Source organism: Enterobacter cloacae complex sp. P18RS (assembly GCF_014982105.1).
In the GTDB taxonomy this organism is placed as follows: Bacteria; Pseudomonadota; Gammaproteobacteria; order Enterobacterales; family Enterobacteriaceae; genus Enterobacter; species Enterobacter hormaechei_C.
This window is the reverse complement of sequence record NZ_JADCKV010000011.1, coordinates 74329-95963: the sequence shown is the minus strand read 5'-3', so window position 1 is coordinate 95963 and position 21635 is coordinate 74329. Positions and strand designations below refer to the sequence as shown.

Annotated in this window: 20 protein-coding genes and 2 tRNA genes; 2 read left to right on the top strand and 20 right to left on the bottom strand. The window is 55.4% G+C overall.

Annotated features, from left to right (window positions below; genetic code table 11):
* Positions 1 to 12 precede the first annotated feature (12 nt).
* The 8 genes from mrdB to leuS form a co-directional block, all read right to left on the bottom strand.
* Positions 13 to 1125 (bottom strand): peptidoglycan glycosyltransferase MrdB, encoded by a 1113-nt coding sequence (gene mrdB / locus INF61_RS08225; protein ID WP_015571139.1) that lies wholly within the window; start codon positions 1123 to 1125, stop codon positions 13 to 15.
* Positions 1126 to 1127: 2 nt separating this feature from the next.
* Positions 1128 to 3029 carry a peptidoglycan DD-transpeptidase MrdA gene (gene mrdA / locus INF61_RS08220; protein ID WP_193547680.1) on the bottom strand — a complete coding sequence of 634 codons (1902 nt, stop codon included), beginning with the start codon at positions 3027 to 3029 and terminating at the stop codon, positions 1128 to 1130.
* Between the two features lie 28 nt (positions 3030 to 3057).
* Entirely contained in the window at positions 3058 to 3525 is a 468-nt protein-coding gene (gene rlmH, locus INF61_RS08215) for a 23S rRNA (pseudouridine(1915)-N(3))-methyltransferase RlmH (RefSeq protein ID WP_003858701.1), read from the bottom strand.
* A gap of 3 nt (positions 3526 to 3528) precedes the next feature.
* Positions 3529 to 3846, bottom strand: coding sequence for a ribosome silencing factor (gene rsfS / locus INF61_RS08210; RefSeq protein WP_003858696.1), 318 nt, complete (start codon positions 3844 to 3846; stop codon positions 3529 to 3531).
* 268 nt (positions 3847 to 4114) lie between these two features.
* Positions 4115 to 4780: a nicotinate-nucleotide adenylyltransferase gene (gene nadD / locus INF61_RS08205; RefSeq protein ID WP_032103125.1), complete on the bottom strand. Its 666-nt coding sequence runs from the start codon at positions 4778 to 4780 to the stop codon at positions 4115 to 4117.
* The gene (gene holA / locus INF61_RS08200) at positions 4773 to 5804 is read right to left on the bottom strand and encodes a DNA polymerase III subunit delta (protein ID WP_032671314.1); all 1032 of its coding nucleotides are present in this window, start codon (positions 5802 to 5804) and stop codon (positions 4773 to 4775) included. Before holA ends, nadD begins: the two co-directional genes overlap by 8 nt.
* Complete coding sequence (lptE, locus tag INF61_RS08195; RefSeq protein WP_006809628.1) at positions 5804 to 6373, bottom strand: LPS assembly lipoprotein LptE; 570 nt, start codon at positions 6371 to 6373, stop codon at positions 5804 to 5806. Before lptE ends, holA begins: the two co-directional genes overlap by 1 nt.
* 14 nt (positions 6374 to 6387) lie before the next feature.
* Entirely contained in the window at positions 6388 to 8970 is a 2583-nt protein-coding gene (leuS, locus tag INF61_RS08190) for a leucine--tRNA ligase (RefSeq protein ID WP_015571136.1), read from the bottom strand.
* Positions 8971 to 9184: 214 nt separating this feature from the next.
* On the opposite strand from leuS, the gene INF61_RS08185 reads away from it, so the two are divergent.
* Positions 9185 to 9667: a zinc ribbon-containing protein gene (locus INF61_RS08185; RefSeq protein ID WP_193547738.1), complete on the top strand. Its 483-nt coding sequence runs from the start codon at positions 9185 to 9187 to the stop codon at positions 9665 to 9667.
* Between the two features lie 56 nt (positions 9668 to 9723).
* On the opposite strand, the gene rihA is transcribed toward INF61_RS08185, so the two are convergent.
* The 10 genes from rihA to miaB form a co-directional block, all read right to left on the bottom strand.
* Positions 9724 to 10665, bottom strand: coding sequence for a pyrimidine-specific ribonucleoside hydrolase RihA (gene rihA / locus INF61_RS08180; protein WP_045142398.1), 942 nt, complete (start codon positions 10663 to 10665; stop codon positions 9724 to 9726).
* A gap of 119 nt (positions 10666 to 10784) precedes the next feature.
* Positions 10785 to 11510, bottom strand: coding sequence for an amino acid ABC transporter ATP-binding protein (locus INF61_RS08175; protein WP_017382465.1), 726 nt, complete (start codon positions 11508 to 11510; stop codon positions 10785 to 10787).
* On the bottom strand, positions 11510 to 12184 hold the full coding sequence (gltK, locus tag INF61_RS08170; RefSeq protein ID WP_003858686.1) for a glutamate/aspartate ABC transporter permease GltK: 675 nt from the start codon (positions 12182 to 12184) through the stop codon (positions 11510 to 11512). The genes INF61_RS08175 and gltK overlap by 1 nt, the downstream gene beginning before the upstream one ends.
* Positions 12185 to 12925, bottom strand: a complete 741-nt coding sequence (gltJ, locus tag INF61_RS08165; RefSeq protein ID WP_015571133.1) for a glutamate/aspartate ABC transporter permease GltJ — start codon at positions 12923 to 12925, stop codon at positions 12185 to 12187.
* A 155-nt stretch (positions 12926 to 13080) separates the two neighbouring features.
* The gene (locus INF61_RS08160) at positions 13081 to 13986 is read right to left on the bottom strand and encodes an amino acid ABC transporter substrate-binding protein (protein WP_003858681.1); all 906 of its coding nucleotides are present in this window, start codon (positions 13984 to 13986) and stop codon (positions 13081 to 13083) included.
* Positions 13987 to 14366: 380 nt separating this feature from the next.
* Positions 14367 to 15905 (bottom strand): apolipoprotein N-acyltransferase, encoded by a 1539-nt coding sequence (gene lnt / locus INF61_RS08155; protein WP_032670351.1) that lies wholly within the window; start codon positions 15903 to 15905, stop codon positions 14367 to 14369.
* A 5-nt stretch (positions 15906 to 15910) separates the two neighbouring features.
* Positions 15911 to 16789 (bottom strand): CNNM family magnesium/cobalt transport protein CorC, encoded by an 879-nt coding sequence (gene corC, locus INF61_RS08150; protein ID WP_003858679.1) that lies wholly within the window; start codon positions 16787 to 16789, stop codon positions 15911 to 15913.
* Between the two features lie 84 nt (positions 16790 to 16873).
* Positions 16874 to 17341 carry an rRNA maturation RNase YbeY gene (gene ybeY / locus INF61_RS08145; RefSeq protein ID WP_003858677.1) on the bottom strand — a complete coding sequence of 156 codons (468 nt, stop codon included), beginning with the start codon at positions 17339 to 17341 and terminating at the stop codon, positions 16874 to 16876.
* Positions 17338 to 18384, bottom strand: coding sequence for a PhoH family protein (locus tag INF61_RS08140; protein ID WP_045334353.1), 1047 nt, complete (start codon positions 18382 to 18384; stop codon positions 17338 to 17340). Before INF61_RS08140 ends, ybeY begins: the two co-directional genes overlap by 4 nt.
* Before the next feature lie 163 nt (positions 18385 to 18547).
* Complete coding sequence (gene miaB, locus INF61_RS08135) at positions 18548 to 19972, bottom strand: tRNA (N6-isopentenyl adenosine(37)-C2)-methylthiotransferase MiaB (protein WP_017382461.1); 1425 nt, start codon at positions 19970 to 19972, stop codon at positions 18548 to 18550.
* 135 nt (positions 19973 to 20107) lie between these two features.
* Between miaB and ubiF the strand changes: the two genes are divergently transcribed.
* A complete protein-coding gene (gene ubiF / locus INF61_RS08130) occupies positions 20108 to 21283 on the top strand; it encodes a 3-demethoxyubiquinol 3-hydroxylase (protein ID WP_193547679.1) in 1176 nt (391 codons plus the stop codon).
* A 108-nt stretch (positions 21284 to 21391) separates the two neighbouring features.
* Here the strand turns inward: ubiF and INF61_RS08125 are convergent.
* Positions 21392 to 21466, bottom strand: a tRNA-Gln gene (locus INF61_RS08125).
* A gap of 34 nt (positions 21467 to 21500) precedes the next feature.
* Positions 21501 to 21575: transfer RNA gene (locus INF61_RS08120), tRNA-Gln, on the bottom strand.
* Positions 21576 to 21635 lie beyond the last annotated feature (60 nt).

Sequence of the window (21635 nt, the reverse complement as noted above, 5' to 3'; positions counted from 1 at the left end):
ATCCCCTTATTTTTATACGCTTTTGGACAACATTTTCCTGTGGGTATGGATCGACATGACGATACCAAACCCGGCCATCAACACGATCAGTGCCGAGCCCCCGTAACTCACCAGCGGCAGCGGTACGCCAACAACCGGCAGAATACCACTCACCATACCAATATTTACGAAGACATAAACGAACAAAATCAACATTAATCCGCCTGCCATCACGCGACCAAAGGTGGTTTGCGCGCGCGCGGCAATCCACAAACCTCGCATGATCAGCAGCACGTAGAGTGCAAGCAGCACCAGGATGCCAACCAGCCCTAACTCCTCAGCCAGAACGGCAAAGATAAAGTCGGTGTGGCGTTCCGGTAAAAATTCGAGCTGCGACTGCGTACCGTGCAGCCAGCCTTTACCACGCAGGCCTCCGGAGCCAATCGCAATCTTCGACTGAATAATATGATAGCCTGCGCCCAGCGGATCGGTCTCGGGATCGAGCAGCATCATAACGCGCTGACGCTGGTAATCATGCATCAGGAAGAACCAGAGGATGGGGATAAACGCGGCAACCAGCACCACGGCGATACCAATCAGACGCCAGCTCAGGCCGGACAGGAACAGGACGAACAGGCCGGAGAGGGCGATAAGAATTGAAGTACCGAGGTCCGGCTGTGCGGCCACGAGCAGCGTCGGCAGGAAAATCAGCACCAGCGCAATGGCGGTATTTTTCAACGACGGCGGGCAGACGTCGCGGTTAATAAAGCGCGCCACCATCAGCGGGACGGCGATTTTGGCGATTTCCGACGGCTGGAAGCGGACAATCCCCAGATCCAGCCAGCGTTGCGCCCCTTTTGAGATGGCGCCGAAAGCATCTACTGCCACCAACAAAATGATACAGAAAATATAGAGATAGGGCGCCCAGCCCTCGTACACGCGCGGCGGTATTTGCGCCATCACCACCATAATGACCAGACCCATGGCGATCTGGCCGATTTTACGCTCCATCATGCCGATATCCTGGCCGCTGGCGCTCCAGATAACGAGGGCGCTATAGACCAGCAGAGCCAGCAGGATCAGCAGCATGGCAGGGTCGATGTGGATCTTGTCCCACAGCGATTTTTTATTCGGATTATCCGTCATGATTATTGGTCCTCCGCCGCAGCGGCTGCCGGGTTTTCAGCTGGCAGTTCGGTGTTGTTGTCACCCAGCATGATGTGGTCGAGGATTTGACGCATGATGGTACCCACCGCCGGGCCTGCGCCGCCGTTCTCAAGAATCATCGCCACCGCAACCTGCGGGTTATCATAAGGGGCAAACGCCGTCATGAGCTTGTGGTCACGCAGACGTTCGGCAATTTTATGTGCGTTATAAGTTTCATTCGCTTTCAGACCGAAGACCTGAGCCGTACCTGATTTCGCGGCAACCTCATACGGTGCGCCGGCGAAATATTTGTGCGCCGTCCCGTTAGGACGGTTGGCTACACCGTACATGCCGTCTTTCGCGATTTCCCAGTAGCCGGAATGAATGTCACCCACCGGCGGCTCGTGCGGCTGTATCCACGGCACTTTTTTGCCGTCTTCAACGGTGCTTTGCAGCAGGTGCGGCACTTTCACAACGCCATCGTTAATGAGGATCATCATCGCCTTGTTCATTTGCAGCGGCGTTGCCGTCCAGTAGCCCTGGCCGATCCCTACCGGAATGGTGTCACCCTGATACCAGGGTTTTTTAAAGCGCTTCAGCTTCCATTCGCGGGTTGGCATGTTGCCGGAACGCTCTTCCGCCAAATCTATACCGGTGTAATGCCCGTAGCCGAATTTGCTCATCCATTCAGACAGACGATCAATACCCATGTCGTAGGCGACCTGATAGAAGAAGGTATCCGCCGACTCCTCCAGTGATTTGGTCACGTTCAGATGGCCGTGGCCCCATTTTTTCCAGTCGCGGTAGCGTTTCTCAGAGCCAGGTAACTGCCACCAGCCGGGGTCAAACAGACTGGTATTGCGGGTGATGACGCCCGCGCTTAGCGCAGACACGGCGACATACGGTTTAACCGTTGAAGCTGGAGGATAAACCCCCTGCGTCGCGCGATTCACCAGCGGCGTGTTTGGATCGTTGAGCAGGCCGGAGTAATCCTTGCTGGAGATGCCATCCACGAACAGGTTCGGATCGTAGCTTGGCATCGAAACCATCGCCAGAATGCCGCCGGTACGCGGGTCGGTCACAATAACCGCAGCACGGCTACCCGCCAGCAGCGTCTCGATATACTGCTGTAGCTTCAGGTCGAGCGTCAGATAGACGTCATGCCCCGCCTGCGGGGGAACCTCTTTCAGCTGACGGATCACGCGGCCACGGTTGTTAACTTCAACCTCTTCATACCCGGTCTGACCGTGCAGCACGTCTTCGTAATAACGTTCGATCCCCAGCTTGCCAATATCATGGGTTGCGGCGTAGTTAGCCAGCTTGCCGTCTTTATCAAGGCGTTCGACGTCTTTATCGTTGATTTTGGAGACGTAACCAATGACGTGCGTCAGCGCGGAGCCGTAAGGATAGTAGCGGCGTTTATAGCCTTTGACTTCCACACCGGGGAAACGGTACTGGTTAACGGCAAAACGGGCGACCTGCACTTCCGTCAGGTTGGTTTTTACCGGAATGGAGGTGAAGCGGTGAGAACGTGCGCGCTCTTTTTTGAACGCAGCGATATCGTCATCAGTCAGGTCGACAACGCTTCTCAGCGCGTTCAGCGTATCCTGCACGTTATCCACTTTCTCGGGCATCATCTCTATCTGGTAGATGGTGCGATTAAGCGCCAGCGGCGTGCCGTTACGATCGTAGATAATACCGCGGCTGGGCGCGATGGGCACCAGCTTGATACGGTTTTCGTTTGAGCGGGTCTGGTAATCGGTATAGCGGACAATTTGCAGATTATAGAGGTTGGCGATCAGCACGCCGGTAAGCAGCAAAATCCCCGTAAAGGCGACCAGCGCCCGGCGCACAAACAGCGCGGACTCAGCCGTATAGTCGCGAAAAGAATTCTGTAGTTTCATCCGCTGCTTAAATTACCCTGGTCAGTCATTACTCGCGGTGATAAGGGTGGTTGGTAGTGATGCTCCATGCGCGATACAAACTTTCTGCCACGAGAACCCGTACAAGCGGGTGGGGCAGCGTCAGCGCCGAGAGTGACCAACTTTGTTCTGCTGCCGCTTTGCAGGCGGGAGATAACCCCTCTGGTCCGCCAATCAACAGACTGACGTCCCGACCATCCTGCTTCCAGCGCTCCAGTTCGTGCGCCAGCTGCGGCGTATCCCAGGGTTTGCCCGGGATATCGAGGGTCACGATGCGGTTTTTGCCTGCGGCAGCCAGCATCAGCTCTCCCTCTTTATCGAGAATACGTTTGATATCTGCGTTCTTGCCGCGCTTTCCTGCTGGGATCTCCACCAGTTCGAACGGCATATCTTTTGGGAAACGACGCAGATACTCAGTAAAACCGGTTTGTACCCAGTCCGGCATTTTGGTGCCGACGGCGACCAGTTGCAACTTCACGCATTAACCCCAGAGTTTTTCCAGCTCATACAGGCGACGGCTCTCTTCCTGCATGACGTGGACAATCACATCGCCGAGATCGACAACCACCCAGTCAGCGGTCGCTTCACCTTCAACGCCCAGCGGAAGCAGCCCTGCCGCGCGCGATTCCTGAACAACATGGTCAGCAATCGAAACAACGTGACGAGTTGAGGTCCCGGTGCAGATGATCATGCAGTCGGTGATGCTGGATTTACCCTTAACGTCGATAGCGATGATGTCCTGACCTTTCAGGTCATCAATTTTGTCGATAACAAAATCCTGGAGTGCTTTACCCTGCAAGTTTTCCCCCTGGGTGAATGAGATTGTACAACTATGAATTCGTGGTCAGTCAGTATACCTGAACTGACGCCAGTCGCGGGACAAATGTCACCGCCCGGCTTTTGAAGGCGGGTATCATCCCACCCTCCGCCTGATATTGCATCGCCATTTTTGTAAAACAATTTCTGTAAAGCAGCGATCGGCGGGAAAGTCTGGCAGCGGAGGATATCAGTATGGCTTAGCCTGTCAAGGCAGGATAATCATTAACGAACAATTTCGCCGGCGATGCTCAGGCATCTGTACTTTTCTGATACAGACCGTGCGCATGGATATAGGCCAGCACGGACGAGGGGAGGAGATCGTCACAGTCTAAACCCTGCTGGAGACGTTCGCGGATGAGGGTCGCGGAAATATCAAACCACGGCGTTTCAGCGAGGTAAATTTTCCCGGCGGGGAGACTGTGCAGGTCTTCTATATTGTCCGTCAGATGCGCGTCAAGCCACTGCTGATGCTGTGCGTCGCGCATGGTCAGCGGGTAGCCCGGACGGCGGCAGACCAGCAGATGACTGTTTTCCAAAATGGTTTCGTACTGGTACCAGCTGGGAAAGTTGAGCAAGGAATCCTGGCCGATGATAAACGCCAGCGGTTTCATGGGCCCTTGCTCAGCGCGCCACTCCCGCAGCGTTTGCGATGTCCAGGAAGGGGTATCCCTGCGCAGTTCACGCTCATCCAGCGTAAAGAGAGGCTTATCGGCGATAGCCAGTGCGAGCATCGCTTTACGCTGCTCGCTGGTTGCTTCTGGCTGAGGACGGTGCGGCGGAACATTGTTGGGCATGATGATTACCCGCTGCAACCCAATCAAATTCGCGAGGATTTCTACCGGCTTAAGATGCCCATAGTGTACCGGGTCGAAGGTCCCGCCATACATTGCCTGTAAAGAATGCATATCACCCATCGATAAATACGTCTGCCAGCGCCTTATGGCAGAGCAGCAAAGAGAGGCTCTCCAGCTCCGCCCAGACAGACTGGCCGTAATCCTGTTTTAACGTCAATTCGGCGCGCATCAGAAGTTGTACTGCCTGACGCAACTGCTCCTGGCTCAGGCGGTTTATCGCCTCCGTGGTCATCGCCCGACGGTTTTGCCAGACGCGATGTTTGTCGAATAAGGCGCGCAGGGGCGTGTGTGCTGACTGGCGTTTAAGGTTGTTCAGCAGCAGTAATTCGCGCTGGAGCGTACGGAGCAGAATGACCGGCTCACTCCCTTCCAGGCGCAGCTGTTGCAGGATGTGCAGAGCACGCTTACTTTTCGCCGACAGCAGCGCATCAACCCAGTGGAAGGGGGTAAAGTGCGCGGCATCATTCACCGCCTGTTCCACGCGCGGCAGCGTCAGCTTACCATCGGGCCACAGCAGGGCGAGCCTGTCCAGCGCCTGCGCCAGTGCCAGAAGGTTGCCTTCGTAGCAGTAGCACAGGAGCTGACTGGCGGCCTCATCCAGCTGCAAATTGTGCTGCTTTGCTCGCGCGGCAACCCATTTTGGCAGATGCGCCTGCTCTGGCGTCTGGCAGGTGACCAGCACCGCACTGGGGGCTAGCCGGGTAAACCAGGCCGCGTTTTCCTGCGCTTTTGTGAGTTTGTTGCCGCGTACGATAAGCAGAAGATCGCCGTGTAACAAACTCACCAGCATAGCCAGCTGTTCATTGATGGCAGCGTTAGGACCATTCTCCGGCAGCAGGATCTGGATTGTCTGACGAGAGGCAAACAGGCTCATGGCCTGACAAAGCGAGAAGATAGCGTTCCAGTCGGTACTGTTATCGATCTGGAACGTATGATGTTCATCGAAACCCTGCGCGGCTGCCGCATGGCGAACCGCATCAAGGCTTTCCTGAAGTAACAGGGGGTCATTGCCGAGTAGCAGATAGGCCGCGCGCAGCCCTTCGTTGAGCTGCGCGCGGAGTTGTTCAGGATACAACCTGATCATCAGTTACCCAGAGACGTTGGCATATCCGGCGTGCTGGCATCCGGTGTTTCGATGACGTCAGCGCCTTTTTTCGTCGACGCGGCAATGGCAGGCAGTCTGCGGATCAGCTGTTCCGCGGCCTTATCGTACATCTCTTTGATGATAATCTGCTGTTCGGCGTCTTTTGCCAGCGCCGTCTGCGGGTTATCGAAGAACGAGCGGTAGACTTTGGTATTGATAGGGTAAATATCTTTACCTGGCATCAAGACGGCCGCATCAACGGTAAGCACCATCTGATATTCCGCCGTCCGCCCATCCTGGAAGATCGAGGCCGTATCTTGTGACAGCGTTGATTTCAGGACGCGAAGCGAAGGAACATCCTGACGCAGGGTTCCCTTCTCGATCAGCTCAACATCGTTCAAACGCAGCTGGTTACGAATGGCCCGGCTCAGCGGTCCGTTCGGATCGGATGAGTCGAAGATCATTGTTTTCATCTGAGCAGGCACTGCCGTGGTGTTGCGCAGGTGCCAGCCGCAGCCAGCGGTGACCAGCACCGCCAGAGATAAGAGTATTGTTGCCAGTTGTCGCACGTTTCCTCCCGCGCTTAGCCAACGACCAGATTCAGCAGTTTACCAGGTACGTAGATCACTTTACGTACGGTAACGCCCTCAAGGTATTTCGCGACCAGATGCTCCTGGCCTGCGCGCTCGCGAACCTGTTCTTCGGTTGCGTCGACCGCGACGGTAATTTTACCGCGCACTTTACCGTTAACCTGCACCACCACCAGCGTGGTGTTTTCCACCATAGCGGATTCATCCGCCACTGGCCACGGCGCGTTGTCGATATCGCCTTCGCCTTTCAGCTCCTGCCACAGGGTGAAGCTAACGTGCGGCGTGAACGGGTTAAGCATGCGAACGACCGCCAGCAGCGCTTCACGCATTAAGGCGCGATCCTGCTCGCCGTCCTGCGGGGCTTTCGCCAGCTTGTTCATCAGTTCCATAATAGCCGCAATTGCGGTATTGAAGGTCTGACGACGACCAATATCATCGGTGACTTTCGCAATGGTTTTATGAACATCACGACGCAGCGCCTGCTGATCTTCGCTCAGTGCAGCCACGTTCAGCGCTGGCGCATCACCCTGAGAGGTGTGCTCGTACACCAGTTTCCAGACGCGTTTCAGGAAGCGGTTTGCCCCTTCAACGCCGGATTCCTGCCATTCCAGCGTCATATCTGCCGGGGAGGCGAACATCATGAACAGACGCACGGTGTCAGCGCCGTAACGCTCAACCATTACCTGCGGGTCGATACCGTTATTTTTCGACTTGGACATCTTGCTCATGCCGGTATACACCAGTTCATGACCTTCGGCGTCTTTCGCCTTCACGATACGGCCTTTCTCGTCGCGCTCCACAATCGCATCAACCGGAGAAACCCAGTTACGCTCGCCGTTCGCGCCAACGTAGTAGAACGCATCTGCCAGCACCATACCCTGACACAGCAGCTGTTTTGCCGGCTCGTCGGAGTTGACGAGGCCTGCGTCACGCATCAGTTTGTGGAAGAAGCGGAAGTAGAGCAGGTGCATGATGGCGTGTTCAATGCCACCGATGTAGATGTCTACCGGCAGCCAGTAGTTTGCTGCATCGGAATCCAGCATGCCTTCTTTGTACTGCGGGCAGGTGTAGCGCGCATAGTACCAGGAGGATTCCATAAAGGTGTCGAAGGTGTCGGTTTCACGCAGCGCTGGCTGACCGTTGACGGTGGTTTTCGCCCACTCAGGATCGGCTTTGATCGGGCTGGTGATGCCGTCCATGACCACGTCTTCCGGCAGGATCACCGGCAGCTGATCTTCCGGCGTTGGCATCACGGTGCCATCTTCCAGAGTCACCATTGGGATTGGCGCACCCCAGTAACGCTGACGGGAAACGCCCCAGTCGCGCAGACGGTAGTTCACTTTACGCTCGCCCACGCCCAGGGAGGCCAGCTTGTCGGCGATGGCGTTGAAGCCTTCTTCGAAGCTCAGGCCGCTGAACTCACCGGAGTTAAAAAGGGTGCCTTTTTCAGTCAGCGCTTGCTCAGAGAGATCGGGCTCAGAGCCGTCAGCAGCAAGAATAACAGGCTTGATGGTCAGGCCGTATTTGGTGGCAAATTCGTAGTCGCGCTGGTCGTGACCCGGCACGGCCATCACGGCGCCTGTGCCGTATTCCATCAGTACGAAGTTGGCTGCCCAGACAGGGATCGCTTCGCCCGTCAGCGGGTGAATGGCTTTAAAGCCGGTATCAACGCCTTTTTTCTCCATCGTCGCCATGTCGGCTTCGGCCACTTTAGTATTGCGGCATTCGTCGATGAAGGTCGCCAGTTCCGGATTGTTTTCTGCCGCTTTCTGCGCCAGCGGGTGACCTGCGGCCACGGCCAGGTAGGTCGCGCCCATGAAGGTGTCCGGACGGGTGGTATAGACGGTCAGGGTCTGGTCGTAGTTCTCAACGTTGAAGGTAATTTCCACACCTTCGGAACGGCCGATCCAGTTGCGCTGCATGGTCTTAACGGTATCTGGCCAGTGGTCCAGATTATCCAGATCGTTCAGCAGTTCGTCAGCGTAGGCGGTGATTTTGATAAACCACTGCGGGATCTCTTTACGCTCTACTTTGGTGTCGCAGCGCCAGCAGCAGCCATCGATAACCTGTTCGTTCGCGAGAACGGTCTGGTCATTCGGGCACCAGTTAACGGCAGAGGTCTTCTTGTACACCAGGCCTTTTTTATACAGCTCGGTAAAGAATTTCTGCTCCCAGCGGTAGTATTCCGGGGTACAGGTTGCCAGCTCGCGACTCCAGTCATAGCCAAAGCCCAGCATTTTCAGCTGGTTTTTCATGTACGCAATGTTGTCGTACGTCCACGGAGCCGGTGCCGTGTTGTTTTTCACCGCCGCGCCTTCAGCAGGCAGGCCGAACGCATCCCAGCCGATAGGCTGAAGAACGTTTTTGCCCAGCATACGCTGGTAGCGCGCAATCACGTCTCCGATGGTGTAGTTACGCACGTGGCCCATGTGTAGTCGACCAGAAGGATAGGGAAGCATCGACAGGCAGTAATACTTCTCTTTGCTCTCGTCTTCGGTTACTTCAAAGGTGCGCTTCTCGTCCCAGTGTTGCTGGACTTTTGATTCTATCTCTTCCGGGCGGTATTGCTCTTGCATGGCAGCCAGTGGTCCTGTGTTCAATACAGCTACAAATGTAGCCAATGGATGTGGTAATTCAGATCCGCATAGCATAGCCCAAACGCCCGCGTCAAAACAGCCTTTCACGCAAATGCACTTTGCAGGAATTTACCGGGTCTGTGCTTCACCTGACAAAGCGGCGGCGAAATAAGGTCTATTATTAGAGACAGTTACTTACCCGGGAGGCAAAATGATGAACAAGGTTGCTCAATTTTACCGTGAACTGGTAGCGACTCTGACGGAACGGCTGCGTAACGGCGAGCGTGATATCGACGCGCTGGTCGAACAGGCACGCGCACGCGTGACGCAAACGGGTGAGTTAACGCGAACCGAAGTGGAAGAGGTGACGCGCGCCGTGCGCCGTGACCTGGAGGAGTTCGCGCGAAGCTATGAAGAGAGCCAGGACGAGATCGCCGACAGCGTTTTTATGCGGGTCATCAAAGAGAGCCTGTGGCAGGAGCTGGCGGATATTACCGATAAAACTCAGCTGGAATGGCGTGAGGTGTTTCAGGATTTAAACCACCACGGTGTCTATCACAGCGGCGAAGTAGTGGGGTTGGGGAACCTGGTGTGTGAGAAGTGCCACCATTATATAGCCGTTTATACGCCGGAGGTGCTGCCGCTGTGTCCGAAGTGTGGGCACGACCAGTTCCAGCGTCGGCCATTTGAGCCGTAGGTAAAAGCAAAACTGTTTGCACCCTCTCCCTGTGGGAGAGGGGCGGGGTGAGGGCATCAGGCCGCAGAATAATAAGCCAGCCGCTCCGCCAGCAAATCCACAAACGCTTCCCGATCGATATCCACCATTACCGTGGTATTCGGCTTGTTTCCCGTCAGCGAGTAATAGTCCACCACCGTCATTCCCTGGGTATATTTCCCCTGTGTTTCCACACCAACCCAACGCTCGACCGTGGTAAACATTTCCGGCTTCAGCAGCCAGGCGATGGTGCATGGGTCATGCAGCGGGGCGCCGTGGAAGCCCCACTTCTCGGCTTTGTGATACTCCATAAAGAAGTCGAGCAGCTCGGCCACGGTCGTTGCAACCGGGTTGCCCACGGCGCGGAAGCGTTCAATATCGTCTGTCATAATCTGTGCCCGATGCGTCACGTCCAGCCCCGCCATCACAATCGGCAGGCCCGACTGGAAGACGATTTCCGCGGCTTCCGGGTCAACGAAGATGTTGAACTCTGCTGCTGGCGTCCAGTTCCCCAGCCCCATTGCCCCGCCCATGATGACGATACGGGCGATGTTGCTGTGCAGTTCAGGATGGCTGTTCAGCAGCAGCGCAACGTTGGTCTGCGGGCCGGTCGCCACCAGCGTCACGGGCTCTGCGCTCTCACGCAGCACCTTCGCCATGAGCTCGACGGCAGTGCAGTTTTGCGGTGCGAAATTCGGCTCCGGTAGCGCCGGGCCATCCAGCCCACTCTCACCGTGAACATTATCCGCAATGATCAGCTCGCGCATCAGTGGCTTAACGGCGCCACCTGCGACCGGAATATCGGTGCGTTTCAGCAGCGTCAACATGCGCAACACGTTTCGTAAGGTTTTATCCGGCGTCTGGTTCCCGGCGGAGGAGGTGACAGCTTTTACGTCCAGTTCAGGGGAAGCAAGAGCAAGGACGAGTGCGATCGCGTCATCATGACCCGGATCGCAGTCGAGAATAATTGGCTGTGCCATAGCGTTCTCCATTCTCAGCATTATTTGTGACAAGGTTAACGCTGCGATGTGACGCCGAATAGAAAAAGAGATCTAAAGCGTGAAGCAGTGCGCAATCCGCAGATTGCACACTGAAAAGATTAATGCAGGATTTTGGCGAGGAAGTCTTTTGCACGTTCAGATTTAGGATTTGCGAAGAACTCTTCTTTCGGCGAGTCCTCAACAATTTTCCCTTCATCCATGAAGATCACGCGGTTGGCCACTTTACGGGCAAAGCCCATTTCGTGCGTCACCACCATCATGGTCATCCCTTCGTGCGCCAGCTCCACCATCACGTCCAGCACTTCGTTGATCATCTCAGGGTCGAGCGCGGACGTCGGCTCATCAAACAGCATTGCCACCGGATCCATGCACAGCGCACGCGCGATTGCCACACGCTGCTGTTGGCCGCCCGAAAGCTGGGCCGGGAACTTATTCGCATGCGCAGACAGCCCGACGCGTTCCAGCAGCTTCAGCCCCTTTTCGCGCGCCGCTTTTTTGTCGCGCTTCAGCACTTTGACCTGCGCCAGCGTCAGGTTCTCAATGATGGACAGGTGAGGGAACAGCTCAAAATGCTGGAACACCATCCCTACGTGGGAGCGAAGCTGGGCAAGGTTGGTTTTCCTGTCATTTACTTTGGTACCGTTAACGACAATCTCGCCCTGCTGGACAGGTTCCAGCCCATTAACGGTTTTGATAAGCGTGGACTTACCGGAACCGGACGGGCCGCATACCACTACCACATCGCCTTTTTTTACTTCTGTTGAGCAGTCGGTCAGCACCTGAAAGTGCCCATACCATTTAGAAACATTTTTCAGGGAAATCATTATACCGTCCTTTTCTTCAGCCAGCTGACCAACAGCGATGCGCTTAAACTAATCACAAAATAGACCCCGCCCGCGAAGAGGATCATCTCAACCTGCGTTCCGTCACGTTCGCCAATGGTGGAGGCGGTACGGAAGAAGTCTGCCAGACTCAGCACGTAGACCAGGGAGGTATCCTGGAACAGGACGATGCCCTGCGTCAGTAGCAGCGGAACCATGGCGCGAAACGCCTGCGGCAGAATAATGAGCTTCATGGACTGCCAGTGCGTCATACCGAGCGCCAGCGCAGCGCTGGACTGCCCGCGAGAGATACTCTGAATACCTGCGCGGATGATCTCTGAGTAGTAGGCGGCTTCAAACATGGAAAACGCCACCATGGCAGAGATCAGGCGGATATCGGTCTTTGGCGATAGTCCCAGTACGTTCTGTAAAAAGCCGGGAACAATCAGATAAAACCACAGCAGCACCATGACCAGTGGAATGGAGCGGAATACGTTAACGTAAGCCGTGGCAAACCAGGCGAGCGGCTTAAAGCTCGACAGGCGCATCACTGCCAGCAGGGTGCCCCAGACGATACCGACGATAATGGCGATAACGGTGATCTTTAAGGTGATTGCCAGTCCATCCAGCAGATAGGGCATGGAGGGAACAATGGAACTCCAGTCAAAATCGTACATTTATTTGCCCCCCAGATTGCCCGGCAGGCGTACTTTGCGTTCAACCAGGTTCATCACCAGCATGATGAAAGCGTTAATCAGAACATAGGCGAGCGTAATCGCCGTGAAGGATTCCCAGGCGTGAGCGGAGTAATCCAGCAGTTTGCCCGCCTGTGCCGCCATATCCACCAGACCGATGGTTGAGGCGATAGCCGAGTTTTTTACCAGGTTCATCATCTCGGACGTCATCGGCGGAACGATGACGCGGTAAGCGTTAGGCAGCAGTACGTAACGATAGGCCTGGGGCAGAGTCAGGCCCATTGCCAGTGCCGCATTCTTTTGCCCGCGCGGCAGTGACTGTATGGCGGCACGTACCTGCTCGCAGACGCGCGCAGCGGTGAACAGCCCCAGACACAGCATAGAGGAGACAAAAAATTGTACGTTAGGATCCAGCTCGGCCTTAAACCACATGCCGAGATCTTCCGGCAGCAGTTCCGGGATCACCAGATACCAGGTAAAGAACTGCACGATCAGCGGAACGTTACGGAACAGTTCCACATAGAGCGTGCCAATCGAAGAGAGAAAACGGTTAGGGACGGTACGCAGAATACCGAACAGCGAACCGACAAGAAACGCGATAATCCACGCCGTTATCGATAACGCAACGGTAACCTGAAAGCCGCTCCACAGCCAGCCGAGATAGGTGGTGTTGCCGAACGGGGCTTGTTGCAGAAAGATGCCCCAGTTCCAGTCAATTGACATAGTAAACTCCAGAAAAAAAAGGGTAGCAGCGCTACCCTCGAAGATTGGTGAGAAGCTCAATTTTTGCGCTGAGTGGGGAACGACCACTCAACGTATAGTCTGTCCATGCTTCCCGACAATCGAGAGGGCAGGAGATCCCGCCCCTGTCGTTCTAATTAGTTAAGAGCTTTGTCGTTTGGTGATTTGAACAGCGCTTTCATGTCGTCAGACAGTTCAAAGTTCATGTTCAGGTTTTTTGGTGGAATTGGGTTCTTGAACCATTTGTCGAACCATTTTGCCGCTTCGCCGGAGGTTTGCGCCTGAGCGATGGTGTCATCGATCAGTTTCTTGAAGTCCTCGTCACCTTTACGCAGCATACAGCCGTAGGCTTCTTTCGACTGGGCGGTACCGACGATTTCCCAGTTGTCTGGTTTCTTCGCTTTCGCGCGTTCGCCCGCCAGCAGGGCGTCATCCATCATAAACGCGACAGCACGGCCGCTTTCCAGGGTACGGAAGGAGTCGCCATGGTCTTTCGCGCTGATGATGCGCATGTCCATTTTCTTCTCGTCGTTCAGCTTGTGCAGCAGCACTTCGGACGTGGTACCGGAGGTCACGACAACCGCTTTGCCTTTCAGGTCAGCAAAATCTTTGATGTCGCCGCCTTTCTTCGTCAGCAGGCGGGTGCCCACAACGAAGATGGTGTCCGAGAAAGCGGCCTGTTTCTGACGTTCAAGGTTGTTGGTGGTTGAGCCACATTCAAAATCAAATGTGCCGTTTTGCAGCAGAGGAATACGGTTCTGTGAAGTGATGGGGATCAGCTTCACTTGCAGGTCAGGTTTGTTCAGCTTTTTCTTCACGGCTTCAACGATGGCGTTGGAGTAATCCTGTGAATAGCCCACGACTTTTTGCGTGTTGTCGTAGTAAGAGAACGGGACAGAAGATTCACGGTGGCCGACCACGATCACGCCGTTTTTGGCAATCTTGTCGAGAGTGCTTCCTGCTGCCGGAGCGTCTTCAGCGTGGACAACCCCCGCAGACATTCCCATAACCAGCATTGCTGTGGCCAGTTTACGTAATTGCATACCCAACTCCTTTCTTATCAGCGCCAGTGACGCATAGATACCCATTGTGATGTTGTTATATCTCGCGCAATGCGAGTGCAGTGTTATGCAAGCTTGTTAACATTTAGTCTGGCTTAATGTAAAGATTATGCTGCGTTATTGTTTATTTTTGCGAAGCGCGCCGCACCATTCAGAGGCAATAATCCCTCGTTGCACCGTTTCGGTGCTACCGATGATCTACGCTGGTGCGACAAAGTTGCACGTTAAGCCAGACAGCGTTGATATGAATAAACAAAGCAACAGGCGTGCCAGAATTGAAGTTTGGGAGGAAATTGTCGGGTGGGGGCGGCGGAGAGTAGGCCGGGTAAGGCGTAGCCGCCACCCGGCAACAGAAGGTAAGGTTATTTACGACGCTGACGCAGGCTCATCAGTACTGCGCCAAAGCCGAAGAGCAAGGTCAAAATCCACAGCGGCCAGTTCCCGGTGCGCGCGTAAGGCGTAAGCCCGGTAGTTGGCGTGACGTTAGTAGTCAGCACCTCACGGGTAAATTGCGGGATCATGGCCTGGATTTCACCCTGCGGACCAATCACGGCGGTAATGCCGTTATTGGTGCTGCGCAGCAACGGACGCGCCAGCTCCAGAGAACGCATTCGCGCCATCTGGAAGTGCTGCCACGGGCCAATCGATTTACCGAACCACGCATCGTTTGAGATGGTCAGCAGATAGTCGGTGTCCGGGCGGAAATTATCGCGCACCTGCTCGCCGAGGATAATCTCGTAGCAAATGGCGGCCGTCAGGGCAAAACCGTGCGCATGCAGCTGCGGCTGAACGTAAGGGCCCCGGCTGAATGAGGACATCGGCAAATCAAAGAACGGTGCCAGTGGGCGCAGAATAGACTCCAGCGGAACAAATTCGCCAAACGGTACAAGGTGGTTTTTGTTGTAGCGATTGGTGGAGGTATAGCTGTATTCGCTGTCCTTACCGAGCGTAATGATCGTGTTGTACGTGTCATAGCGGTTCTGCTGATTGAGACGCGCATCCACAATTCCGGTGATCAGCGTACTGCCGCGCGCGCGCAGCAGATCATCCATCATCTTCAGGAAGGGCTGCTGATTGATCTCCAGGTCCGGGATCGCAGACTCAGGCCAGATGATGAGCTGCGATTTGCCCATCACCTTTTCAGTGGCGTTGGCGTAGATTTTCAGCGTGTTCAGCAGCTGATTCTCATCCCATTTCAGGGACTGCGGGATATCGCCCTGTACCAGTGAAACCTGCGTGGCGCGCGCGGGCTCCAGCGTAAACCACTGGATATAACGCAGCGGGAAGGGCAGGGCAAACAGGATCAACGCGGCAACCAGCGGCTTCCAGTTACGTGTCACCAGAGCCAGCACCAGAAGGCCGCTGACGATCATCAACAGGAAATTGATGGCTTCCACGCCCATGACCGGGGCCAGGCCTTTCAGCGGGCCGTCTACCTGGCTATAACCGAACTGCAACCACGGGAAGCCGGTCAGTACCCAGCCGCGCAGAAATTCGGTGATTTGCCAGACAACGGGTGCCGCTATCGCCACGCGCAGCCAGGTCGTTTTTGGCCACAGGCGAGACAGGATGCCCGCGAACAGGCCGGTGTAGAGCGAGAGATAGGCAGCGAGCAGCACAACCAGGAAGACGTTAACCGGCCCCGGCATTCCGCCAAATTGCGCGATACTGACGTAGACCCAGTTGATACCAGAGCCGAACAGCCCCAGCCCCCAGAAGTAGCCAATGGCCGCGGCCTGTACCGGACGACGGTTCAGGGTAAGACCCTGTAGCCCCATCAGGGAGAGAATAGCGGCCGGCCAGATATCGTAAGGAGAAAAAGCCAGCGTACCGCTGGCTCCGAGTAACAGCGCCAGCAGCAAACGGACGCGCTGGCGTTCAAAGAGTGGGGCAAATGCCATTTACATTAATCTTCCAGTTTTGGCACCGGTGAGTCGTCCGGCATTCTGACGTGAACCTGAATAATACGTCGGCTGTCAGCCATTGCGACCTTGAACTGGTAACCATCGATGTCAACGGTTTCACCGCGGGCCGGAAGATGGCCGAAGGCCTGCATCACCAGACCACCAATGGTGTCCACTTCTTCATCGCTGAAGCTGGTGCCAAAGGTATCGTTGAAGTCTTCAATGGAGGCCAGCGCGCGCACGGTCCAGGTGTGGCGGCTCAGCTGACGGAAGTCGATATCCTCTTCTTCGTCATACTCATCTTCGATTTCGCCCACGATCAGCTCAAGGATGTCTTCGATGGTGACCAGACCGGAAACGCCACCAAATTCATCAATAACAATCGCCATGTGATAGCGCTGGGAGCGAAACTCCTTCAGCATCCGATCCACACGTTTACTTTCCGGCACAACCACGGCCGGGCGTAACACCTTTTCCATACTGAAGGCTTCGGCATCGCTGCGCATAAACGGCAGCAGATCTTTCGCCATCAAAATCCCTTCAATGTGATCTTTGTCTTCGCTGATGACCGGGAAACGTGAGTGAGCCGATTCGATAATCACATCGAGGCACTCGTCCAGCGTCTGGTTGCGTTTCAGGGTAATCATCTGCGAGCGGGGGATCATGATGTCGCGGACGCGCTGGTCGGCGATGTCCATCACCCCTTCGAGCATTTCGCGCGTATCTTCGTCGATAAGGTCGTTCTGCCCGGAATCACGAATCAGCTCCAGCAGTTCATCACGGTTTTTCGGTTCGCCGTGGAAAAGCTGGTTCAGAATGAGGGAGAAAAATCCCTTTTTAGTGGTTGTCGTGTCGCTACTGTGTGAATTGTCGTCGCTCATGGCGTTTGTTAAGGGTTCTCTTGTTAGTTCAATGTTAACCGCCGCGCTATGTCCCTGCGCGGCGGCATGGTAGTCAGTGACTGACTATTCTTTCTCGGCAATGTACGGATCCTCATAGCCCAGAGCAAGCATTATCTCTGTCTCGAGGGATTCCATCTCTTCCGCTTCGTCATCTTCAATATGGTCGTAACCCAGAAGATGCAGGCTACCGTGCACCACCATGTGTGCCCAGTGCGCTTCCAGCGGCTTTTGCTGCTCTTTGGCTTCCTGCTCAACCACCTGACGGCAGATGATCAGATCGCCCAGCAGCGGCATCTCAATGCCCGGAGGGGCTTCGAACGGGAAAGAGAGCACGTTGGTCGGCTTATCTTTCCCGCGGTAGGTCAGGTTGAGCTCATGGCTTTCTGCTTCATCCACCAGGCGAATCGTGACCTCTGATTCTTCCTGAAACTGGGGGATAACGGCATCCAGCCATTTCTGAAACTGTGCCTCTTCTGGCATGCCGGAATTATCTTCACAGGCCAGCTGTAAATCGAGGATCACCTGACTCATTTCTGTTCTTGCTCCTGCGCTTCGCGCTTACGTTCTGCGGCCAGTTCGGCCCTGCGCTTCTGATCTGCCTCTTCCCAGGCCTCATAAGCGTTAACGATACGCGCGACCACTGGATGGCGTACCACGTCTTCACTGTGGAAGAAGTTAAAGCTGATTTCCTCTACCTCGGCCAGGACTTCGATGGCGTGACGCAGACCCGATTTGGTGTTACGCGGCAGGTCAATCTGGGTGACGTCACCGGTGATAACCGCTTTCGAGTTAAAGCCAATACGCGTCAGGAACATCTTCATCTGTTCGATGGTGGTGTTCTGGCTCTCATCCAGAATGATGAACGCGTCGTTAAGCGTACGGCCACGCATGTAGGCCAGCGGAGCAACTTCAATCACGTTACGCTCGATGAGCTTTTCAACTTTCTCAAAGCCGAGCATTTCGAACAGCGCGTCATACAGCGGGCGCAGGTAGGGATCTACTTTCTGACTCAAATCGCCCGGCAGGAAGCCCAGTTTTTCACCGGCTTCAACAGCAGGCCGGGTCAGCAGGATACGGCGGATCTCCTGACGCTCGAGCGCATCAACCGCAGCGGCAACCGCCAGATAGGTTTTACCCGTACCCGCCGGGCCTACACCGAAGGTGATGTCGTGGTCGAGAATGTTGGCGATGTACTGCGCCTGGTTCGGGGTACGAGGCTTAATCACGCCGCGTTTAGTTTTGATGTTGATGGCTTTGCCATAGTCCGGCACGCTCTCCGCGCTCTGCTCAAGCACGCGCGCCTCTTTAATGGCCAGGTGGATCTGTTCAGGTTCAATATCCTGGATCTCACCGCGCATCGGGGCGGTATCAACATACAGGCTGCGGAGAATATCCGCCGCGGCGTTGACGCAGATTGGGCGTCCGGTGAGTTTGAAATGGTTATCGCGACGATTGATTTCGATACCCAGACGTCGCTCCAGTTGTTTGATGTTGTCATCAAACGGCCCGCACAGGCTCAGCAGGCGAGCGTTGTCTGCGGGCTCAAGGCTAATTTCACGCGTATCTATGTTCAAACTGTTCCTCTTTAATTGGTTAACTGACCTGTGGCCACACGGCGTAATAAAACGGTCATTACCGAAATTATTCACGCCACAGAATAAAGGCGCAAGCGTTGCGGTAGATATTGGGGGCGATGAGAGGAAATACAAGGCCTGCCGGACAGGCAGGCCAGAAGGATCAAGGCTGGTAAATACCCACGCCAGAATCGTTGACTTTGCGGGTGCGAGAGATAACGGATTCCGGCGTCTCGGCAATACGCAGACCCATTTCGTCCTCAGTGCGTACCACCTTCCCGCGCAGCGAGTTCGTGAGTACTTCGACAATCTCGACGTCCACAAACTTACCGATCATGTCCGGGGTGCCTTCAAAATTCACCACGCGGTTATTTTCCGTTCGACCAGACAGTTCCATGACGCTTTTACGGGAGGTGCCTTCCACCAGAATACGCTGGACAGTGCCGAGCATACGACGACTCCAGGCGTTGGCCTGCTGGTTGATACGCTCCTGTAGAATATACAGACGCTGCTTTTTCTCTTCTTCCGGCACATCGTCAACCATATCGGCCGCAGGGGTGCCCGGGCGCGCAGAGAAGATAAAGCTGTAGCTGACGTCGAAATTCACCTCGCCGATGAGCTTCATGGTGCGCTCAAAGTCATCAGCGGTTTCGCCAGGGAAGCCGACGATAAAGTCGGAGCTAATCTGGATATCCGGGCGCGCTTCACGCAGCTTGCGGATGGTGGACTTATACTCGAGCACCGTATGTGGACGACCCATCAGGTTCAGCACGCGATCAGAACCGCACTGGATCGGCAGGTGCAGGAAGCTCACCAGCTCTGGCGTATCGCGATAGACGTCAATAATGTCGTCGGTAAATTCCATCGGATGGCTGGTGGTAAAGCGAATGCGGTCGATGCCGTCAATCGCCGCCACCAGACGCAGCAGTTCAGCAAAGCTGCCGGTGGTACCGTCGTAGTTTTCCCCGCGCCAGGCGTTCACGTTCTGACCCAGCAGGTTCACTTCACGAACGCCCTGCGCGGCAAGCTGCGCGATTTCAAACAGGATATCGTCTGCCGGGCGGCTCACTTCTTCACCGCGGGTGTAAGGCACCACGCAGTAAGTACAGTATTTGTTGCAGCCTTCCATGATGGAGACGAAGGCGGTCGGGCCATCAGCGCGCGGCTCAGGCAGACGGTCAAATTTCTCGATCTCCGGGAAGCTCACGTCAACCACCGGGCTACGGCTGCCGCGAACCTGATTAATCATCTCTGGCAGGCGGTGCAGGGTCTGAGGGCCAAAAACGATATCCACATAGGGGGCTCTCTGGCGGATCAGCTTACCTTCCTGCGATGCGACGCAGCCACCCACGCCAATAATCAGGTCCGGATTTTTCCGTTTGAGAAGCTTCCAGCGGCCTAACACATGAAAGACTTTTTCCTGTGCTTTTTCACGAATTGAACAGGTGTTCAGCAGCAGCACATCGGCTTCTTTCGCATTTTCAGTCAGCTGGTATCCGTGGGTGGTATCCAGCAGATCGGCCATCTTCGATGAATCGTATTCGTTCATCTGACAGCCCCAGGTTTTTATATGGAGTTTTTTAGTCATCGACTTGCTCAGCTCAGGATTGCAAGCCGCGTATTGTAATGCTTTGGTGCGGTTGTGACCAGTATGAAGGTTGTCAACCTCAGGGCCGCAAAAATCCGGTAAACTTAAGGTATTCTCCAATAAGGAATAGTGACCATGACACTCCTGAACACCGAAGTTGCCGTTGTTGGCGGCGGTATGGTCGGCGGCGCACTGGCGCTGGGGCTGGCGCAGCAGGGATTTGACGTAACCGTTATTGAACAGGCGGCTCCGCCGGCATTCGATCCTGCCAGCCAACCGGACGTGCGTATTTCCGCCATTAGCGAGGCCTCTGTTGATCTGCTTCGCGGGCTGGGCGTCTGGGAGGCGGTGCTGGCGATGCGCGCGCACCCATACAGCCGTCTTGAAACCTGGGAGTGGGAAAATGCTCACGTGTCGTTTGATGCCGCCGAGCTGAAACTGCCGCGCCTGGGCTATATGGTGGAAAACAACGTGCTCCAGCAGGCACTCTGGCAGGCGCTGGAGGCGCACCCGAAGGTGACGCTGCGCGTTCCGGACTCGCTGAAAGGCCTGCATCGTCATGAGGGCGGGTATCTCCTGACGCTGGACAACGACGATGAGCTGGCCGTGAAGCTGGTGGTGGGGGCGGATGGCGCGAACTCGCAGGTCAGGCAGATGGCAGGCATTGGGATCCATGCCTGGCAGTACCAGCAGTCCTGCATGCTGATCACCGTGCAGTCAGAAAACGCGCCGGGCGAAAGCACCTGGCAGCATTTTACGCCGAACGGCCCGCATGCATTCTTACCGCTGTTTGATAACTGGGCTTCGCTGGTGTGGTACGACAAACCGGCGCGCATTCGACAGTTGCAGGGGCTGTCCATGGATCAGTTGCGGCGCGAAATTCGCCAGCACTTCCCGAGTCGTCTGGGTAACGTGACCCCGGTTGCCGCCGGCGCATTCCCGCTGATGCGACGCCATGCGTTACAGTATGCCCGTGAAGGACTGGTGCTGGTGGGAGATGCGGCGCACACCATTCATCCGCTGGCGGGGCAGGGGGTGAATCTGGGATACCGTGACGTCGATGCGTTACTGGATGTGCTGGGTAACGCTCGCGCCCACGCGGAAGCCTGGGCCAGCCATCAGGTACTGAAGCGCTACCAGACGCGCCGTATGGCGGATAACTTCATTATGCAGTCGGGGATGGATCTGTTCTATGCCGGGTTCAGCAACGATGTTGGTCCGGTGCGTATAGTGCGCAATATTGGATTGATGGCGGCGGAGCGTGCCGGTGGGCTGAAGCGTCAGGCCCTGAAATACGCCCTCGGACTCTGATCTTTATTCCCTCTCCCCGTGGGAGAGGGGTAGGGTGAGGGCATCAGGCCGCACTATTCTGAACAACAAAAACAAAAAAGCCCGCAGAGCGGGCTTGTTTGTTTTAAGTGGCTGGGGTGCAGGGATTCGAACCCCGGAATGCTGGTATCAGAAACCAGAGCCTTACCGCTTGGCGACACCCCAATTGCGTTAAACAAACTGCTTAACGACTTTAAAGTGGCTGGGGTACGAGGATTCGAACCTCGGAATGCCGGAATCAGAATCCGGTGCCTTACCGCTTGGCGATACCCCAACAATGTTCAGTTTACCGAATCGTATTCGATAACATAAATATGGTGGCTACGACGGGATT

What these genes read in the sequence shown, in the direction of transcription:
- corC (WP_003858679.1), bottom strand. Translation starts at nt 16,789, where the DNA reads ATGAGCGACGACAATTCACACAGTAGCGACACGACAACCACTAAAAAG.
- nadD (WP_032103125.1), bottom strand. Translation starts at nt 4,780, where the DNA reads ATGGGTGATATGCATTCTTTACAGGCAATGTATGGCGGGACCTTCGAC.
- mrdA (WP_193547680.1), bottom strand. Translation starts at nt 3,029, where the DNA reads ATGAAACTACAGAATTCTTTTCGCGACTATACGGCTGAGTCCGCGCTG.
- INF61_RS08160 (WP_003858681.1), bottom strand. Translation starts at nt 13,986, where the DNA reads ATGCAATTACGTAAACTGGCCACAGCAATGCTGGTTATGGGAATGTCT.
- holA (WP_032671314.1), bottom strand. Translation starts at nt 5,804, where the DNA reads ATGATCAGGTTGTATCCTGAACAACTCCGCGCGCAGCTCAACGAAGGG.
- ybeY (WP_003858677.1), bottom strand. Translation starts at nt 17,341, where the DNA reads ATGAGTCAGGTGATCCTCGATTTACAGCTGGCCTGTGAAGATAATTCC.
- INF61_RS08185 (WP_193547738.1), top strand. Translation starts at nt 9,185, where the DNA reads ATGAACAAGGTTGCTCAATTTTACCGTGAACTGGTAGCGACTCTGACG.
- miaB (WP_017382461.1), bottom strand. Translation starts at nt 19,972, where the DNA reads ATGACTAAAAAACTCCATATAAAAACCTGGGGCTGTCAGATGAACGAA.
- gltK (WP_003858686.1), bottom strand. Translation starts at nt 12,184, where the DNA reads ATGTACGATTTTGACTGGAGTTCCATTGTTCCCTCCATGCCCTATCTG.
- lnt (WP_032670351.1), bottom strand. Translation starts at nt 15,905, where the DNA reads ATGGCATTTGCCCCACTCTTTGAACGCCAGCGCGTCCGTTTGCTGCTG.
- ubiF (WP_193547679.1), top strand. Translation starts at nt 20,108, where the DNA reads ATGACACTCCTGAACACCGAAGTTGCCGTTGTTGGCGGCGGTATGGTC.
- rihA (WP_045142398.1), bottom strand. Translation starts at nt 10,665, where the DNA reads ATGGCACAGCCAATTATTCTCGACTGCGATCCGGGTCATGATGACGCG.
- INF61_RS08175 (WP_017382465.1), bottom strand. Translation starts at nt 11,510, where the DNA reads ATGATTTCCCTGAAAAATGTTTCTAAATGGTATGGGCACTTTCAGGTG.
- gltJ (WP_015571133.1), bottom strand. Translation starts at nt 12,925, where the DNA reads ATGTCAATTGACTGGAACTGGGGCATCTTTCTGCAACAAGCCCCGTTC.
- mrdB (WP_015571139.1), bottom strand. Translation starts at nt 1,125, where the DNA reads ATGACGGATAATCCGAATAAAAAATCGCTGTGGGACAAGATCCACATC.
- leuS (WP_015571136.1), bottom strand. Translation starts at nt 8,970, where the DNA reads ATGCAAGAGCAATACCGCCCGGAAGAGATAGAATCAAAAGTCCAGCAA.